General features: G+C 52.8%; 13 protein-coding genes, 7 tRNA genes and 3 rRNA genes. All 23 read right to left on the reverse strand.

Annotated features, from left to right (window positions below; all coding sequences use genetic code 11):
• Positions 1-64: 64 nt before the first annotated feature.
• The 23 genes from rpoB to AC2Q8J_RS08325 all read right to left on the reverse strand — a co-directional run bounded on the left by rpoB (position 65) and on the right by AC2Q8J_RS08325 (position 18,217).
• Positions 65-4,141, reverse strand: coding sequence for a DNA-directed RNA polymerase subunit beta (gene rpoB / locus AC2Q8J_RS08215; RefSeq protein ID WP_204997530.1), 4,077 nt, complete (start codon positions 4,139-4,141; stop codon positions 65-67).
• 182 nt (positions 4,142-4,323) lie between these two features.
• Positions 4,324-4,701, reverse strand: a complete 378-nt coding sequence (rplL, locus tag AC2Q8J_RS08220; RefSeq protein WP_204997531.1) for a 50S ribosomal protein L7/L12 — start codon at positions 4,699-4,701, stop codon at positions 4,324-4,326.
• Between the two features lie 56 nt (positions 4,702-4,757).
• Entirely contained in the window at positions 4,758-5,285 is a 528-nt protein-coding gene (rplJ, locus tag AC2Q8J_RS08225) for a 50S ribosomal protein L10 (protein WP_204997532.1), read from the reverse strand.
• Positions 5,286-5,566: 281 nt separating this feature from the next.
• Positions 5,567-6,268, reverse strand: a complete 702-nt coding sequence (gene rplA / locus AC2Q8J_RS08230) for a 50S ribosomal protein L1 (RefSeq protein WP_204997533.1) — start codon at positions 6,266-6,268, stop codon at positions 5,567-5,569.
• Positions 6,269-6,700, reverse strand: coding sequence for a 50S ribosomal protein L11 (rplK, locus tag AC2Q8J_RS08235; RefSeq protein ID WP_027875068.1), 432 nt, complete (start codon positions 6,698-6,700; stop codon positions 6,269-6,271).
• Between the two features lie 94 nt (positions 6,701-6,794).
• A complete protein-coding gene (gene nusG / locus AC2Q8J_RS08240; RefSeq protein ID WP_204997534.1) occupies positions 6,795-7,325 on the reverse strand; it encodes a transcription termination/antitermination protein NusG in 531 nt (176 codons plus the stop codon).
• A gap of 10 nt (positions 7,326-7,335) precedes the next feature.
• Positions 7,336-7,701 (reverse strand): preprotein translocase subunit SecE, encoded by a 366-nt coding sequence (secE, locus tag AC2Q8J_RS08245; RefSeq protein ID WP_204997535.1) that lies wholly within the window; start codon positions 7,699-7,701, stop codon positions 7,336-7,338.
• Positions 7,702-7,770: 69 nt separating this feature from the next.
• Positions 7,771-7,846 (reverse strand) — tRNA-Trp (locus AC2Q8J_RS08250).
• 32 nt (positions 7,847-7,878) lie between these two features.
• Positions 7,879-9,102 carry an elongation factor Tu gene (tuf, locus tag AC2Q8J_RS08255; protein WP_486452602.1) on the reverse strand — a complete coding sequence of 408 codons (1,224 nt, stop codon included), beginning with the start codon at positions 9,100-9,102 and terminating at the stop codon, positions 7,879-7,881.
• Between the two features lie 80 nt (positions 9,103-9,182).
• Positions 9,183-9,258, reverse strand: a tRNA-Thr gene (locus tag AC2Q8J_RS08260).
• A gap of 34 nt (positions 9,259-9,292) precedes the next feature.
• Positions 9,293-9,366 (reverse strand) — tRNA-Gly (locus tag AC2Q8J_RS08265).
• A 31-nt stretch (positions 9,367-9,397) separates the two neighbouring features.
• Positions 9,398-9,481, reverse strand: a tRNA-Tyr gene (locus tag AC2Q8J_RS08270).
• An 87-nt stretch (positions 9,482-9,568) separates the two neighbouring features.
• Positions 9,569-9,644, reverse strand: a tRNA-Thr gene (locus tag AC2Q8J_RS08275).
• 38 nt (positions 9,645-9,682) lie between these two features.
• Positions 9,683-10,117 carry an SPOR domain-containing protein gene (locus AC2Q8J_RS08280; protein ID WP_486452603.1) on the reverse strand — a complete coding sequence of 145 codons (435 nt, stop codon included), beginning with the start codon at positions 10,115-10,117 and terminating at the stop codon, positions 9,683-9,685.
• On the reverse strand, positions 10,114-10,401 hold the full coding sequence (locus tag AC2Q8J_RS08285) for a hypothetical protein (protein ID WP_486452604.1): 288 nt from the start codon (positions 10,399-10,401) through the stop codon (positions 10,114-10,116). The genes AC2Q8J_RS08280 and AC2Q8J_RS08285 overlap by 4 nt, the downstream gene beginning before the upstream one ends.
• Positions 10,398-11,144 (reverse strand): type III pantothenate kinase, encoded by a 747-nt coding sequence (locus AC2Q8J_RS08290; protein ID WP_486452605.1) that lies wholly within the window; start codon positions 11,142-11,144, stop codon positions 10,398-10,400. The genes AC2Q8J_RS08285 and AC2Q8J_RS08290 overlap by 4 nt, the downstream gene beginning before the upstream one ends.
• On the reverse strand, positions 11,144-11,392 hold the full coding sequence (locus tag AC2Q8J_RS08295; protein WP_486452606.1) for a hypothetical protein: 249 nt from the start codon (positions 11,390-11,392) through the stop codon (positions 11,144-11,146). Before AC2Q8J_RS08295 ends, AC2Q8J_RS08290 begins: the two co-directional genes overlap by 1 nt.
• The gene (locus AC2Q8J_RS08300) at positions 11,380-12,114 is read right to left on the reverse strand and encodes a biotin--[acetyl-CoA-carboxylase] ligase (protein ID WP_486452607.1); all 735 of its coding nucleotides are present in this window, start codon (positions 12,112-12,114) and stop codon (positions 11,380-11,382) included. The genes AC2Q8J_RS08295 and AC2Q8J_RS08300 overlap by 13 nt, the downstream gene beginning before the upstream one ends.
• A gap of 771 nt (positions 12,115-12,885) precedes the next feature.
• A 5S ribosomal RNA gene (gene rrf, locus AC2Q8J_RS08305) occupies positions 12,886-13,000 on the reverse strand.
• Positions 13,001-13,166: 166 nt separating this feature from the next.
• Positions 13,167-16,063, reverse strand: a 23S ribosomal RNA gene (locus AC2Q8J_RS08310).
• Between the two features lie 251 nt (positions 16,064-16,314).
• A tRNA-Ala gene (locus AC2Q8J_RS08315) sits at positions 16,315-16,389 on the reverse strand.
• Positions 16,390-16,442: 53 nt separating this feature from the next.
• Positions 16,443-16,519: transfer RNA gene (locus AC2Q8J_RS08320), tRNA-Ile, on the reverse strand.
• A gap of 160 nt (positions 16,520-16,679) precedes the next feature.
• Positions 16,680-18,217, reverse strand: a 16S ribosomal RNA gene (locus AC2Q8J_RS08325).
• Together the 16S, 23S and 5S rRNA genes with 2 tRNA genes alongside form the textbook arrangement of a ribosomal RNA operon.
• Positions 18,218-18,462 lie beyond the last annotated feature (245 nt).

Consider the following 18,462-nt stretch of genomic DNA (forward strand, 5'->3'; position numbering starts at 1 on the left):
CCTCCGCAAGGGTATTAAATAGGCGCCGCGTTAACCGGCGCCCCTTGCCAATCGTTGTTGATGCTTATTCCGTATCCAGCTCGATATTAATACCGAGCGAGCGGATTTCTTTAACCAGTACATTGAAAGACTCGGGCATGCCCGGCTCCATGCGCTGGTCGCCATCAACGATGTTTTTGTACATCTTGGTGCGACCGTTAACGTCATCCGACTTAACAGTAAGCATCTCTTGTAGAGTGTAGGCAGCACCGTATGCTTCCAGTGCCCAGACCTCCATCTCCCCGAAACGCTGACCACCGAACTGCGCTTTACCACCCAGCGGCTGCTGAGTAACAAGGCTGTACGAACCGGTGGAACGGGCGTGCATTTTGTCATCGACCAAGTGGTTCAGCTTGAGCATGTACATGTAACCAACGGTTACCGGACGATCAAACTCCATACCGGTACGGCCGTCGCACAGGCGCAGCTGACCGCTGTCTGGCAAGTCAGCCAGTGTCAGCAGGCTCTTGATCTCAGCTTCATTCGCACCGTCAAAGACCTGCGTTGCCATTGGCACGCCGCCTTTCAGGTTCTTCGCCATTTCCATGATTTGCGCATCGCTAAAGCTGTCGAGGTCTTCGGTTCGACCCGCACCGTCATTGTAGACTTTGCCAAGGAATTCACGAACTTCAGCCACTTTGCGCTGTTCACGCAGCATGGTGTCGATCTTATTACCCAAGCCTTTCGCGGCGAGGCCGAGGTGGGTTTCAAGGATCTGACCAACGTTCATCCGCGACGGTACACCCAGTGGGTTGAGAACGATATCAACGGGCTCACCGGTTTCATCAAAGGGCATGTCCTCTACGGGCATGATGACCGAGATAACACCCTTGTTACCGTGACGACCCGCCATTTTGTCGCCAGGCTGAATACGGCGCTTGATAGCAAGATACACTTTGACGATTTTCAGTACGCCAGGAGCCAGGTCGTCGCCGGTTGTCAGCTTGCGCTTCTTGTCCTCAAAACGCTCTTCCAAGGTCTTGCGGTGCTCGCCAAGTTGCTTGTCGGCATCTTCCAGAGCAGCGTTGATTGACTCTTCTGCCAGGCGCAGCTTCAGCCAGTCATCACTCTTCAGGCCGTCGAGTACGTCGCTGGTCAGCTCGTCATTCTTTTTCAGACCTGGGCCGCTGAGGACTTTTTGGCCCTCAAGCAAGCTACGCAAACGCGCGAAGGTCGCTTCTTCAACAATGCGGTATTCCTCGTTCAGGTCCTTGCGGAACTGGTCGAGCTGCATTTTTTCAATCTCTAGGGCGCGCTTATCTTTTTCCAGACCATCACGTGTGAAGACCTGAACATCAATAACGGTGCCTTTCGTGCTCGACGGCACACGCAGCGACGTGTCTTTTACGTCGGATGCTTTCTCACCGAAAATCGCACGCAGCAGCTTTTCTTCTGGCGTCAGCTGGGTTTCACCTTTCGGCGTAACTTTACCCACCAAAATATCGCCAGGGCCAACTTCAGCGCCGATGTAAACGATGCCGGACTCATCCAAATTCGCCAGTGCACCTTCACCGACGTTCGGGATATCCGAGGAAATCTCTTCGGGGCCCAGCTTGGTGTCACGCGCAATACACGTCAGCTCTTGAATGTGAATCGTTGTGAAACGATCCTCTTTCACCACGCGCTCTGAAACGAGGATAGAATCCTCGAAGTTGTAACCATTCCAAGGCATGAATGCGATGCGCATGTTCTGACCCAGAGCCAGCTCACCCAGGTCTACTGAGGGGCCATCTGCAAGGATATCACCGCGCACGACATCATCACCTTCGCGAACGATAGGACGCTGGTTGATGCAGGTGTTCTGGTTAGAACGGGTGTATTTAGTCAGGTTGTAGATATCAACCGGCGGCTGACCTGACTGCACTTCGTCGTTGTTAACACGTACAACGATGCGCGAAGAGTCCACGCTGTCGATAACACCGCCGCGGCGGGCAACAACACAAACACCGGAGTCAGACGCTACATAGCGCTCAAAACCTGTACCGACAAGTGGTTTGTCTGCCTTCAAAGTCGGCACTGCCTGGCGCTGCATGTTCGAGCCCATCAATGCCCGGTTCGCATCATCGTGTTCCAGGAACGGAATCAACGACGCAGCAACCGAAACCACCTGCTTTGGAGAGACATCCATGTAGGTAACTTTTTCCGGCGGCATAACGGTGAATTCGTTCATGTGACGAACCGCTACCATCTCATCGGTCAGCTCACCTTTGTCGTTCATTGCTGCCGACGCCTGAGCGATAACCTGCTCCGCTTCGTTGATCGCAGACAAGTACTCGATTTCTTCACTGACTTTGCCGTCAACCACTTTACGGTAGGGGCTTTCGAGGAAGCCGTACTCGTTCGTTCGGGCGTAAGTTGCCAGCGAGTTAATCAAACCGATGTTTGGCCCTTCAGGCGTCTCGATAGGACAAACCCGGCCGTAGTGCGTTGGGTGAACGTCGCGAACCTCAAAGCCTGCGCGCTCACGCGTCAGACCACCGGGCCCAAGTGCCGACACACGACGCTTGTGGGTGATCTCAGACAATGGGTTGTTCTGATCCATAAACTGAGACAGCTGCGACGAACCAAAAAACTCTTTAACGGCCGCTGCAACGGGCTTGGCATTGATCAGATCCTGGGGCATCAAGCCTTCGCTTTCCGCCATAGACAAGCGCTCTTTTACTGCGCGCTCTACACGAACCAAGCCCACGCGGAACTGGTTCTCTGCCATTTCACCAACCGAACGGATACGGCGGTTACCCAGGTGATCGATATCATCGACGACACCTTTACCGTTACGGATGTCAACGAGGGTCTTCAGTACGGCGACAATGTCGTCTTTATCCAGCGTGCCTGCGCCGGTGATTTCCTCGCGGCCCAAACGGCGGTTGAACTTCATGCGACCGACAGCGGACAGGTCGTAACGCTCAGCTGAGAAGAACAGGTTCTGGAACAGGTTCTCAGCAGAGTCTTTGGTCGGCGGCTCACCGGGACGCATCATGCGGTAGATTTCTACCAGTGCTTCCAGCTCTGAATTGGTTGGGTCAGTGCGCAGGGTATCGCTGATGAACGGACCGCAGTCCAGCTCATTGGTGTACAGGGTCTCAATTTCTGAAACACCGGACTCCTGCAGTTTTTCAACCATCTCCAGTGTGATTTCGGCGTTACAGGGGTACAACACCTCACCGGTCTTGGTGTCCACCACATCTTTCGCCAATGCGCGGCCTACCAGGTATTCAACGGGCACTTCCAGCTCTTTCAGCTTGGATTTTTCCAACTGGCGAATATGACGCGCGGTAATACGGCGACCAGTTTCAACGATAACTTCGCCATCTTTGCCGCAGATATCAAAGGTCGCAACCTCACCACGCAGACGCTCTGGAATCAGTGCGATGGTAAATTTGCCGTCTTTCGATACTTTAAATGTGTTGACGTCAAAGAACAGTTCGAGGATTTCTTCCGCGGTCATGCCCAAGGCGCGCAACAGGATAGTTGCCGGCAACTTACGGCGGCGGTCGATACGCACGTACACCAGGTCTTTAGGGTCGAATTCAAAGTCCAACCAAGAACCACGGTAAGGAATCACTCGCGCTGAGTAGAGCAATTTACCTGAGGAGTGTGTCTTGCCACGGTCGTGATCAAAGAACACGCCGGGAGAGCGGTGCAGCTGGGAAACAATAACCCGCTCGGTACCGTTGATGACAAAGGTACCATTCTCCGTCATCAGGGGGATCTCCCCCATGTAGACTTCTTGCTCTTTAATGTCTTTGATGCTTTTGTTCGCTGAATCTTTATCGTAGATGATCAGCCGAACTTTAACGCGCAACGGCACCGAAAAGGTCACCCCGCGCAGCTGGCATTCATTCACGTCGAATGCCGGTGCTCCCAGCACATAGTCAACGTACTCTAACGCTGCATTGCCGGAATAACTTACGATTGGGAAGATTGATTTAAAAGCAGCGTGCAAGCCGTGCTCGCCGCGCTCAGCAGCGGGAATACCCTGCTGTGTAAATTTCTTGTAAGAATCTAACTGAATCGCAAGAAGGTAAGGCACGTCCATAACGTGTGGCAATTTGCCAAAGTCCTTGCGAATACGTTTTTTCTCAGTGTACGAGTAAGCCATCAGTACTCCCCAGCATCATTACCTGACCCCTGCGCAACCGGCGCTGGCATCGTTTGCGCGGTGGTCAAGCCACCGCTGACCAGAACAATCGCCCCGGCCCAATGTCTCAAACAGCAAAAGGCCGGCGGGATAAACCCACCAGCCTCACTTGAGATCGACCTGTAAACAGGTCTATCAGCAACTTACTTAAGCTCGACAGATGCGCCAGCTTCTTCCAGTGCTTTTTTAGCTTCTTCAGCGTCGTCTTTAGAAGCGCCTTCTTTAACAGTTGATGGAGCACCGTCAACCATTTCTTTCGCTTCTTTCAGACCCAAGCCGGTGATAGCGCGAACCGCTTTGATGACGTTTACTTTCTTGTCACCAGCGCCAGTCAGAACTACGTCGAACTCAGTCTGCTCAGCGGCAGCAGCGCCACCTTCAGCAGCGGCTGCAGGAGCAGCAGCAACGGCAGCAGCGGCAGTTACGCCAAACTTCTCTTCCATTGCTTCGATGAGTTCAACCACTTCCATAACGCTCATTTCAGCGATTGCATTGAGGATATCGTCTTTAGACAGAGCCATTTTCAACTCCCTACTGTATCAAATTGTGAAAAAATTAATCGTTAACTAAGCTGCGATTAAGCAGCTTCTTTCTGATCGCGAACTGCAGCCAATGTACGTACCAGCTTTCCTGGGACTTCGTTCATTGTCTGTACCAGCTTGGTCGCCGGCGCCAACATCACACTCATCAACATAGACAGAGCCTGATCGCGCGTCGGCAGTTTCGCCAATACATCCAACTGTTCCGAACCCATTAGCTGGCCACTGACCGCCAGTGCTTTCACTTCAAAGTTTTCGTTTTCTTTAGCGAAATCTTTGAAGATACGCGCCGCAGCACCTGGATCTTCCATCGAAAATGCCAACAGAGAGGGACCTTTGAAGGCCTCTTCTGCGCACTCGAATTCCGTTCCTTTCAACGCAATTTTCGCCAGGGTGTTGCGCACTACACGCAAATCAACCTGAGAATCCCGCGCCTGCTTACGGAGCTCAGTCATTTCGGCTACTGAACACCCACGGGCGTCAGCAATAACCAATGACAGTGCACTCGCGGCAGTCTCGTTAACATCAGCAACTATCGCTTTCTTGTCTTCGAGTCTTAATGCCACTTGGATAACTCCTGGATTTGTCAGTTACTTACCGTAGACAGCTTGCCTAGGCTCGCTGCCGTTCATGTGGTGAACAAATCCGATCCACCATCTGCGTAGGCCGGTGCCGGTAACGCTGCATGCAGCACACCTATTAAGAGCGTCGATGCCTTACGACACCTCGGCTCACCTACGGTCTTTGATGGTCTTTGTCTTTTGACACAGTAGGTCGATTGTCAAAGACCACAAAGTCTTGCCGGCATAACGCCAGCGCCGGGCCGAAGCCCGAATTCTGTTATTGATTACTTCGCTACAGACAAGCTGCTCTGGTCGATAACCAGACCGGGGCCCATCGTAGAAGAAAGCGTAATCTTCTTCAGGTAAACACCTTTTGCAGACGCAGGCTTAGCTTTCTTAAGGTCAGCCAGCAATGCTTCCAGGTTTTCCTGAAGCGCAGCAGCGTCGAACTTGATGCTACCGATAGCGCCGTGAACGATGCCATTTTTGTCTGTGCGGTAGCGAACCTGACCCGCTTTCGCGTTCTTAACGGCAGTTTCAACATCGGGTGTTACTGTGCCGGTCTTGGGGTTAGGCATCAGGCCACGGGGACCCAGAACCTGGCCCAACTGACCCACTACGCGCATTGCATCAGGTGACGCGACGACAACGTCGAAGTCCATCATGCCGCCTTTAACCTGCTCGGCGAGCTCTTCCATGCCAACAAAATCTGCGCCAGCAGCCTTTGCTTTTTCAGCGTTTTCACCCTGAGTAAACACGGCGACGCGAACGTCTTTACCAGTGCCGTTTGGCAGTGTCGTTGCACCGCGAACCGCTTGGTCTGATTTACGCGCATCAACACCCAGGTTGATTGCAACGTCAACAGCCTCGCTGAATTTAACGCTAGAAACTTCTTTCAGCAGCGAAACCGCTTCTTCGATGCCGTATTGCTTGCCAGCAACAACTTTTTCACGGATTGCCTTTTGGCGCTTGCTCAACTTAGCCATTTACACACCCTCCACTTCGATACCGGCAGCACGTGCACTTCCGGCGATGGTGCGCACAGCGGCATCCATATCTGCCGCAGTAAGGTCTGGCATCTTCATTGTTGCAATTTCTTCCAGCTGGGCACGGTTAACCTTGCCGACTTTTTTCGTGTTCGGAGTGCCTGAGCCACTTTTCACACCCGCTGCTTTCTTCAGCAAGAATGATGCTGGCGGCGTCTTGGTTGTGAAAGTGAAGCTGCGGTCAGCGTACACAGTAATAACAACAGGAATTGGCATACCGTTTTCCATGCTCTGAGTTTGAGCATTGAACGCCTTACAAAATTCCATGATGTTAACGCCGTGCTGACCCAGCGCAGGACCAACCGGGGGACTTGGGTTAGCGCCGCCTGCGGGCACTTGAAGCTTGATATAAGCCTGGACTTTCTTAGCCATTGTTTTCTCCTTTTGGGTATTAACGCCTCTGGGCCTCGCGGCCTGTCAACGGCTCCCCGTTACTTTCAAAACCTGCGTAATACGCAGGTTGTGCTTAGGTCTTTTCTACTTGGCCGAAATCTAATTCGACGGGCGTAGAACGACCGAAAATCAGTACCGCCACATGCAGACGGTTTTTCTCGTAATTCACCTCTTCAACAACCCCATTAAAGTCATTAAAGGGGCCATCAATGACACGAACCATTTCACCTGGCTCGAACAAGGTTTTGGGCTTGGGTTTATCACCGCTTTCTACGCGCTGCAGGATTGCGTCTGCTTCTTTCTGCGTAATCGGCGCAGGCTTATCCGCCTTACCGCCTATAAAGCCCATGACACGAGGTGTCTCTTTCACCAAGTGCCATGTGTCGTCATCCAGTTCCATTTCAATCAAAACGTAACCGGGGAAGAACTTGCGCTCGCTCTTGCGCTTTTGACCGCCGCGCATCTCAACCACTTCTTCAGTGGGAACAAGCACTTCTCCAAAACGGTCTTCAAAGCCCGATAGCTCAATGCGCTCTTTCAGCGCAGACGCTACCTTTTTTTCGTAGCCGGAATAGGCGTGAACTACATACCAACGTTTAGCCATAATCTAGCCCTCAGCCTATTACCAACGAGGCCAACCAACCGAGCAGGGTATCGAGCCCCCACAAAATCAGTGCCGCCACAATCACAAACGCAACAACGATTAACGTCGTTTGCGTGCCTTCTTGGCGGGTCGGCCAAACAACTTTGCGAATCTCGTTGCGAGCGCCTTTCAGCAGGTCAAAAAATGCTGCCCCGCGGCTGGTTTGCGCAGCGACAAAGCCGGCAACGACTGCCAGCACCAGCAACGCAATTACGCGATACAGCAATGACTCATCGGAGAAGTACATATTGCCGCCAACACCTGCGGCAACCAGCAGGGTTACAACTACCCACTTCAAGCCATCAAGGCGACTTTCGTCTTCTGCCTTCGCTACCATCTTGTGACCGTATCCTTTTTGCTAAGCGCAAAACACCACTTCGCATGCGCGAAGCGGTGTCAGCGTAAGTGGCAGGCCAGGAGGGACTCGAACCCCCAACAGCCGGTTTTGGAGACCGGTGCTCTACCAATTGAACTACTGGCCTACAAACGCCGACCCAAGGCCGGCATTTACTCTTTACTCTACGATTTTCGCTACCACGCCGGCGCCGACAGTACGGCCACCTTCACGGATTGCAAAACGCAGACCTTCTTCCATCGCGATAGGCGCAATCAATGTCACGTCCATTTTCACGTTGTCGCCAGGCATTACCATTTCTGTACCTTCTGGCAGCTCACACGCACCGGTTACGTCTGTGGTACGGAAGTAGAACTGTGGACGGTAGCCTTTGAAGAATGGCGTGTGACGACCACCTTCATCTTTGCTCAGTACGTACACTTCGGCTTCGAAGCGAGTGTGCGGAGTGATTGAACCAGGCTTAGCCAATACTTGGCCACGCTCAACTTCGTCACGCTTAGTACCACGCAGCAGAACACCAACGTTCTCACCAGCACGACCTTCGTCGAGCAGCTTGCGGAACATTTCAACACCAGTACAGGTAGTCTTGGTGGTGTCTTTGATACCAACGATTTCGATTTCGTCGCCAGTGTTCAGGATGCCGCGCTCGATACGACCAGTTACAACAGTACCGCGACCAGAGATCGAGAATACGTCTTCGATTGGCATCAGGAACGGCTGATCGATAGCTCGCTCGGGCTCAGGAATGTACTCATCCAGAGCTTTAACCAGCTTGGCAACAGCAGATGTGCCCAGCTCGTTGTCGTCTTCGCCGTTCAGTGCCATCAGGGCAGAACCCGCGATGATTGGCGTGTCGTCGCCTGGGAAGTCGTAAGTGTCGAGCAGCTCACGCAGTTCCATTTCAACCAGCTCGAGCATTTCGTTGTACTCTTCGCTGCCTACGCCGCCACAGTCTTCAGCCAGCAAGTCGGCTTTGTTCAGGAAGACAACGATGTAGGGTACGCCAACCTGACGAGACAGCAGGATGTGCTCGCGAGTCTGAGGCATTGGGCCGTCAGTCGCACCACATACCAGGATCGCGCCGTCCATCTGAGCGGCACCAGTGATCATGTTTTTAACGTAGTCAGCGTGCCCTGGGCAGTCGACGTGTGCGTAGTGACGAATGTCTGAATCGTACTCTACGTGAGAGGTAGCGATGGTAATACCACGCTCACGCTCTTCAGGCGCATTATCGATACCGTCGAATGCAACGGCTTCACCGCCGAAGACTTCTGCACAAACGCGCGTCAGCGCTGCAGTCAGAGTCGTTTTACCATGGTCAACGTGACCGATGGTGCCCACGTTGACGTGGGGCTTACTACGTTCAAATTTTTCCTTCGCCATTGCGACAGCCTCCTAGCGGACCTTTTCGTCAAGTCACTACAAAAAGACAAAAACCACCCCGGGCTTTTGTCGCCAAAAATTGGAGCTCATAACCGGACTTGAACCGGTGACCTCTTCCTTACCAAGGAAGTGCTCTACCGACTGAGCTATATGAGCACCGCTAACCTTTTCACATCAGCCAGCGCAAAACTGGAGCGGGTAGCGGGAATCGAACCCGCACCATCAGCTTGGAAGGCTGAGGTTCTACCATTGAACTATACCCGCTGAAAAACCTTCCGCTGGTACATCTAAATAATGGTGGTGGGGGGTGGATTCGAACCACCGAAGCTTGCGCGTCAGATTTACAGTCTGATCCCTTTGGCCACTCGGGAACCCCACCTCGAAAGAGCGAAACATTCTGCTTATGCAGCAATAACTTGTCAATTATTTATATTGCAAGCTATGAACTCTACAGCGCTTAGAAAAGTGGAGCTGGCGAGAGGAGTCGAACCCCCGACCGGCTGATTACAAGTCAGCTGCTCTACCAACTGAGCTACGCCAGCACATTTCTAGCACGTCGCTTTCGAACGAGGGCGGCATTCTAGTCGAACTCTTTGTAAGACGCAATGCGATTGCAGCTTTTTTTCTCTACTGTTTGCCCTTCTCCGGCCAACACCTGCAAATAGGCAATGCCAGAGCGATAATTTCCACTATCCGACTCGGCTTTTAATACCAGCCAGAGGCGCTGAGCAAATTTTGATATTTTGCGGATATCCGCTCCATAGCCCCTAGCCTGCATGCGCTGCTGATGTTTTTCTGCGCGTCTTGCGTCGCTAAACACCCCCAGAGATACTGCTTTATTTAGTTCGCCACGGCGTATTACATAGCTATCGATACCCTTACGTTTTAGCTCCCGGCTTATCGCGCTGGCCGCCGCCACATCAGCGTATGGCCCAAGGTAGACCCAGTAGTCGGCATCACGCTCATATTCCTCGCGGCGCCACTCAAGCCCGACAGGCAAATCACCCCCACTCACGGTGGTAAAGGCCCCAGTAGCCAGCACTCTAATGGCGCAGTCGGCGTAACAGCATTCTGAGGCAGCGCCAGGTCAGTATGTATGCTGGACACCGCCGCCGGCTCTGGGTCGCGCACCCCACCCGAGACCTCCGGCGCAGCCGCCCGCTCAGACAATAGAACGATATTGCCCTTTACGGCGGGCATTGCCATCGCCTCACTGACTTCCTGATAACCGCTATCGTACCGCTGCCAGAGGTATAAGCCTGCGTTCAGCATAATCAGCGCCAACAGCAAGGCCCTCATCCCTCAGCCTCCCCATCAGCCAAGGCAAGCGCCAAGCCGTCTAATACCAACTCTTCTTTCAGCTGCCAGTCGCATTCACCAGCGAGTCGCATCAAGCTAGGCGCATCACCTCCAGTAAGCACAACGCGGGGCACACCTCCACTGAGTTGGCAACAATCCGCAACGACGCCTCGAACGGCAGACAACAGGGAAAGCCAGCTACCGTGCTCAACGCATTCCGCTGTTGTCACACCGGGAGCGATCGACGGGTCGGGCACCCCTTCATAGCGCACCCTCTCCGTGCTGCCCGTTAGCGATTCAAGGATCAACTTTCGCCCCGGTAAGATATAGCCACCTGAATGACAGCCATTTCGGTCAATCAGATCGATAGTGAGGGCGGTGCCTGCATCCACCACAACGACCTCACTCTGCACTAAGCGCCAAGCTGCCAGCATCGCCAGCCAACGATCAACGCCCATCTTCGAAGGGTCTTGGTAGCTATTCGTTAAACCACCGCTAATGGGTTGGCTGCGCGCAAAGTAGCACGGTATGCCAAGGCTCCTGGCAACGGCGGACACCATATCCTCAATAGCCTGACCGGCCACCGAGCCGACTCGAATTGCAGAGATTTGGTGCTCGTCCAGCAACATGCGCAAGGCGCTATCAGTCAACACTATACGCCCACCAGCCAAGCGCTCTGGCGCTAACACCCGCCACTTCGCAGAGCTGTTACCGATATCAAGCTCCAATACCACAGCAGACATCAGGGCAAGCTCCTCAAACTGACCTCACCGCCATTGAATACGCGGGTGCCCGTGTCGGTACGTAGCAGCAGCCCACCACCTTGATCGACACCCTCTGCCACACCACTCACCCAGGTATCACCGAGTTGCACCATAACCTCTTGCCCTCGGTAAGCATCGAGGCTCTGCCATTCGTCTCGGTACAGTGCAAAGCCGCCGCGACTATATTGCGTGAGCACATCAACTAAAGCGTCAATTAATAGAGACAACAAGCAATTCCTATCGTCAGCGATGTCGTAGCCCCCAGATCCGCCCAGGGCTGCTGAATACCTGATGTGTCCGCACCGGCCATTTTTACATTCACCCCAACACCAATAACCACCTGACAGAGCCCGGCCGGATCGCCCTGCATCTCCAGCAAGATGCCGGCAAGCTTTCGGCCGTCGAGCAAAATATCGTTGGGCCATTTCAGCGCGACGCCATCTACCCCGGCTCTATTCAATGCACGCGCAACGGCCACACCAATACAAAGGCTCAAACCTTCTAGCGCCGACGCACCAGAATGAAACTGCCAAACCATAGAGAAATAGAGGTTTCTAGCAAACGGGCTCACCCACTGCCGGCCCCGCCGCCCCCTTCCGGAGCGTTGCAACTCAGCCGTACAGCAATATCCATGCGCATCGCCTTCAGCAATCTTTGCTAACGCGACTTCATTGGTTGACGCCAGCTCATTAAAAATATCCATGGACTCGACAAACGGCTTTGATGCTTCCCCGCTAGAAGCCAGCACCGCCTCCCGTGACAGCAGGTCCAAGCCCCCAACAATGCGGTAGCCGCGGCCTTTCTGAGACTCCAGCTCAATATTTAGCGCCTCAAGCTTCTGAAGCTGCTTCCAAACGGCAGCGCGGCTAACGCCCAACGCCGTTCCAAGCTCTTCACCCGAGTGAAACTCACCATCCGCTAAAACCTGGAGTATCTTTTCTGTGCTCAACGCCTATCCCCTCGCGCAACCGAGAGCCGATCATAGCAAAATTTTTCAATAAACTGACGGAACCGACTCCCTGCGTTAATGCGGCGTTCCTTAATACAAAGAATTGGTTTAATAGTCCCAGAACCACTAAGGCAGCAAAGGCCTGCATAGCTGACGCAGCTTGGCACACTTAAACCGCCCTGATAGCTAAGCGATCAATTGCATACCAGTTCATTTACCAGCTCAATGCGGCCCTGACCACAGGAGCGGGACTGCAGATTCGCACCTAGTAGACACCACTTCCAGAGCCCCATAAAAAAACCCGAGACTCAGATGAACCTCGGGTTTTTTATCTAGAAGCCTGGCGACAAACCTGTGCAACAGGTTTGGACAGCCGCAGGCTGCCCGTAGGGCGAGCGCTACAAGCGCGAGTCATTGCCGTCGGTCAGCGCCAGTTGCCCAATTTTTTCTAGCCACATAGCAAAGTGCCCCAACCGAACTCGGCTGGGGCACTCAGTGTGGCCCGCGACCAATGGGAGTGTTTTGGCCATTAGTTTAGAAGCCTGGCGAGGGCCTGCCCCGCGAGCGTAGCGAGTGCTTTGGCCATGACCTACTTTGACCAGAGGCGGCGCCTCTGGCCCTTCGGGCGCCTCCACTGCGTTGCGGCGTCCAACGCGGTTCCTGCGGAACATCGCGTTGTCACATGGGCCCAATATTTAGTGGCAGAAGTTCCTCGCATCCTAAATAAAAAACCCCGGACAGCTAATGCTGACCGGGGTGTTTTATTTAGAAGCCTGGCGATGACCTACTCTCACATGGGGAATCCCCACACTACCATCGGCGATGACACGTTTCACTTCTGAGTTCGGGATGGGTCAGGTGGTTCCATGTCTCTATGGTCGCCAGGCAAACTGGCTTGTGTTGCTTCGAGTCTGACTGTCACGTTGACATGCTCTCACAATCACAAATAGGGCGGTAAATAAGCTGAATACTGTTTTCTCATCCTGTTTCCAGGGTTGCAACAATCCGCTGCAGTTTCTTGATTTCTTTCGATGGCTAAACCACTTGATTATATGGTCAAGCCTCACGAGCAATTAGTACAGGTTAGCTCAACGCCTCACAACGCTTACACACCCTGCCTATCAACGTCCTGGTCTTGAACGGCTCTTTAGGGGAATCAAGTTCCCAGGGAGATCTTATCTTGGAAGAGGCTTCCCGCTTAGATGCTTTCAGCGGTTATCCCGTCCGAACATAGCTACCGGGCAATGCGATTGGCATCACAACCCGAACACCAGAGGTTCGTCCACTTCGGTCCTCTCGTACTAGAAGCAGCTTTCCTCAAATCTCCAACGCCCACGGCAGATAGGGACCGAACTGTCTCACGACGTTCTGAACCCAGCTCGCGTACCACTTTAAATGGCGAACAGCCATACCCTTGGGACCGGCTTCAGCCCCAGGATGTGATGAGCCGACATCGAGGTGCCAAACACCGCCGTCGATGTGAACTCTTGGGCGGTATCAGCCTGTTATCCCCGGAGTACCTTTTATCCGTTGAGCGATGGCCCTTCCATACAGAACCACCGGATCACTATGACCTACTTTCGTACCTGCTCGACTTGTCAGTCTCGCAGTTAAGCGCGCTTGTGCCATTACACTAACCTCACGATTTCCGACCGTGATTAGCGCACCTTCGTGCTCCTCCGTTACACTTTGGGAGGAGACCGCCCCAGTCAAACTACCCACCACACAATGTCCTCGAACCAGATAATGGTCCAGAGTTAGAACCCCAATAGTACCAGGCTGGTATTTCAAGATTGGCTCCACCTAAGCTAGCGCCTAGGTTTCAAAGCCTCCCAGCTATCCTACACAAGTAATATCAGAGTCCACTGTGAAGCTATAGTAAAGGTTCACGGGGTCTTTCCGTCTAGCCGCGGGTATACGGCATCTTAACCGCAATTTCAATTTCACTGAGTCTCGGGTGGAGACAGCGTGGCCATCGTTACGCCATTCGTGCAGGTCGGAACTTACCCGACAAGGAATTTCGCTACCTTAGGACCGTTATAGTTACGGCCGCCGTTTACCGGGGCTTCGATCAAGAGCTTCGCTTACGCTAACCCCATCAATTAACCTTCCGGCACCGGGCAGGCGTCACACCCTATACGTCCACTTTCGTGTTTGCAGAGTGCTATGTTTTTGATAAACAGTCGCAGCCACCTGGTCACTTCGGCCAGCCTCAGCTTAGGGAGCAAGTCCCATCACCAAAACCGGCGTACCTTCTCCCGAAGTTACGGTACCATTTTGCCTAGTTCCTTCACCCGAGTTCTCTCAAGCGCCTTGGTATTCTCTACCTGACCACCTGTGTCGGTTTGGGGTACGGTTCGTTATAACCTGAAGCTTAGAAGATTTTCTTGGAAGCATGGCATCAACGACTTCGCTCAAAAGAGAGCTCGTCATCACCTCTCAGCCTTAAGGACCCGGATTTGCCTAAGTCCTCAGCCTACTAGCTTAAACGCGGACAACCAACGCCGCGATCGCCTAGCCTACTCCGTCCCTCCATCGCAGTTATAACAAGTACGGGAATATTAACCCGTTTCCCATCGATTACGCTTTTCAGCCTCACCTTAGGGGCCGACTAACCCTGCCCTGATTAGCATGGGGCAGGAAACCTTGGTCTTCCGGCGAGGGGGTTTTTCACCCCCTTTGTCGTTACTCATGTCAGCATTCGCACTTCTGATACCTCCAGCAAGCCTCTCGACTCACCTTCGCAGGCGTACAGAACGCTCCTCTACCATGCACATAGTGCATCCGCAGCTTCGGTTCTACGTTTAGCCCCGTTACATCTTCCGCGCAGGCCGACTCGACTAGTGAGCTATTACGCTTTCTTTAAAGGATGGCTGCTTCTAAGCCAACCTCCTAGCTGTCTGAGCCTTCCCACATCGTTTCCCACTTAACGTAGATTTGGGACCTTAGCTGGCGGTCTGGGTTGTTTCCCTCTTGACGACGGACGTTAGCACCCGCCGTCTGTCTGCCATGATTGCACTCCGCGGTATTCGGAGTTTGCATGGGGTTGGTAAGTCGGGATGACCCCCTAGCCCAAACAGTGCTCTACCCCCGCGGGTAAGACATGACGCTCTACCTAAATAGATTTCGAGGAGAACCAGCTATCTCCCGGTTTGATTAGCCTTTCACTCCGATCCACAGCTCATCCCCAAATTTTTCAACATTTGTGGGTTCGGTCCTCCAATGCCTGTTACGGCATCTTCAACCTGGCCATGGATAGATCACCGGGTTTCGGGTCTAATGCCAGCAACTAATTCGCCCTATTAAGACTCGGTTTCCCTACGCCTCCCCTAAACGGTTAAGCTCGCTACTGACATTAAGTCGCTGACCCATTATACAAAAGGTACGCAGTCACAGAACAAGTCTGCTCCTACTGCTTGTACGCATACGGTTTCAGGATCTATTTCACTCCCCTCTCCGGGGTTCTTTTCGCCTTTCCCTCACGGTACTGGTTCACTATCGGTCAATTGGTAGTATTTAGCCTTAGAGGATGGTCCCCCTATCTTCAGTCAAGATAACACGTGTCCCGACCTACTTATCGCAAGCTTAGTACCACAAGTGCGTTTTCGTGTACGGGGCTATCACCCTGTATCGCCGGACTTTCCAGACCGTTCCACTAACACACAAGCTATCACTTGCAGGCTGATCCCCGTTCGCTCGCCGCTACTAAGAGAATCTCGGTTGATTTCTTTTCCTCAGGGTACTTAGATGTTTCAGTTCCCCTGGTTCGCCTCTCAAGACCTATGTATTCAGTCAAGAGATACCTAGCTTATGCTAGGTGGGTTTCCCCATTCGGACATCTCTGGATCAAAGGTTGGTTGCCACCTCCCCAGAGCTTTTCGCAGGCTCCAACGTCCTTCATCGCCTCCAATTGCCAAGGCATCCACCGTATGCGCTTAGTCGCTTGACCATATAAGCAAATAGACTAGCCATCGTTATATCATCAAGAAACTGCTATCTGATTACACGCGACTTGCTGCGTAATCAGTTTTCGCCGGATTATTACAACACTTGAGAAAACAGTGTTTTATTTCAGCTTATTTACCTTGTTAAAGAACATCTGATTGTAAAAACCAGAAACAAAAACTCTTCACATACATGCAAAAGCTTTTCTTTCTGACTTCTTGGCGATAATCTGGTCACCCTCCCCAAAGCGGGAAGTGGTGGAGCTATGCGGGATCGAACCGCAGACCTCCTGCGTGCAAGGCAGGCGCCTCCCAGCTGAGCTATAGCCCCATGTCAATGCCCAACTCTACCCCGCTTACTTTTCAGTAACTGCCGCGAGATAGTGGTGGGTCTGGGAGGACTTGAACCTCCGACCTCACCCTTATCAGGGGTGCGCTCTAACCACCTGAGCTACAGACCCAATCTTGCATATCCAGCCAACCAACAGCTGAATCAAGCAATTCTGCATTCTCATGCAGAGGGCTTTATCACGTAACCCAGTGGCCCGTGAAATTATCGCTTTCAATCAATTGAGATCTAAGTAATTCGTGTGAGCACTTGCCAACTTCTTGCGCTCAAGTTAAGGAGGTGATCCAGCCCCAGGTTCCCCTAGGGCTACCTTGTTACGACTTCACCCCAGTCATGAACCACACCGTGGTGAACGTCCTCCCGAAGGTTAGACTATCCACTTCTGGTGCAATCCACTCCCATGGTGTGACGGGCGGTGTGTACAAGGCCCGGGAACGTATTCACCGCGACATTCTGATTCGCGATTACTAGCGATTCCGACTTCATGGAGTCGAGTTGCAGACTCCAATCCGGACTACGAACGGTTTTAAGGGATTGGCTTGCTCTCGCGAGTTTGCAGCCCTCTGTACCGCCCATTGTAGCACGTGTGTAGCCCAGGTCGTAAGGGCCATGATGACTTGACGTCGTCCCCACCTTCCTCCGGTTTGTCACCGGCAGTCTCCTTAGAGTTCCCAGCATTACCTGATGGCAACTAAGGACAAGGGTTGCGCTCGTTACGGGACTTAACCCAACATCTCACGACACGAGCTGACGACAGCCATGCAGCACCTGTCACTGCGTTCCCGAAGGCACTAATCTATCTCTAGAAAATTCGCAGGATGTCAAGACCTGGTAAGGTTCTTCGCGTTGCATCGAATTAAACCACATGCTCCACCGCTTGTGCGGGCCCCGTCAATTCATTTGAGTTTTAACCTTGCGGCCGTACTCCCCAGGCGGTCTACTTAGTGCGTTAGCTGCGCGCCACTAAAGAATCAAGTTCCCCAACGGCTAGTAGACATCGTTTACGGCGTGGACTACCAGGGTATCTAATCCTGTTTGCTCCCCACGCTTTCGCACCTCAGCGTCAGTATTGGTCCAGACAGTCGCCTTCGCCACTGATGTTCCTCCAGATATCTACGCATTTCACCGCTACACCTGGAATTCCACTATCCTCTACCATACTCTAGCTCCGCAGTATCAAATGCAGTTCCCAGGTTGAGCCCGGGGCTTTCACATCTGACTGACGAAGCCGCCTACGCGCGCTTTACGCCCAGTAATTCCGATTAACGCTCGCACCCTCCGTATTACCGCGGCTGCTGGCACGGAGTTAGCCGGTGCTTCTTCTATAGGTAACGTCACAGTTGCAACGTATTAAGCTACAACCTTTCCTCCCTATTGAAAGTGCTTTACAACCCGAAGGCCTTCTTCACACACGCGGCATGGCTGCGTCAGGCTTTCGCCCATTGCGCAATATTCCCCACCACTGCTGCCTCCCGTAGGAGTTTGGGCCGTGTCTCAGTCCCAATGTGGCTGATCATCCTCTCAGACCAGCTATAGATCGTCGCCTTGGTGAGCCATTACCTCACCAACAAGCTAATCTAACGCGGGCTCATCCAATAGCGCGAGGTCCGAAGATCCCCCGCTTTCCCCCGTAGGGCGTATGCAGTATTAGCTCGAGTTTCCCCGAGTTATCCTCCACTACTAGGTAGATTCCCACGCGTTACTCACCCGTCCGCCACTCTACTCACACCGAAGTGCTTTCGCGTTCGACTTGCATGTGTTAGGCCTGCCGCCAGCGTTCAATCTGAGCCATGATCAAACTCTTCAGTTCAATCTTTTACATCAGCCAAAGGCATGATGAGATGGTTACGCAAAACCTGCTTTACCATCTAAAATCTCGGCTCAGAGACGTGTTAATCGATTCTTCAAAATTTGAATTGTCGAGTTACTTATCTCTGAATATTTAATGTCGCAATATCCATCAACAAGTACCCACACGAATTACTTGATCTCATCTTTTTAAATAACTCAAAACCGCCAGGGCTTTGATATTCGCTTCAAGTTATCCCCGAAGCG

Source organism: Spongiibacter sp. C9W (genome assembly GCF_057370015.1).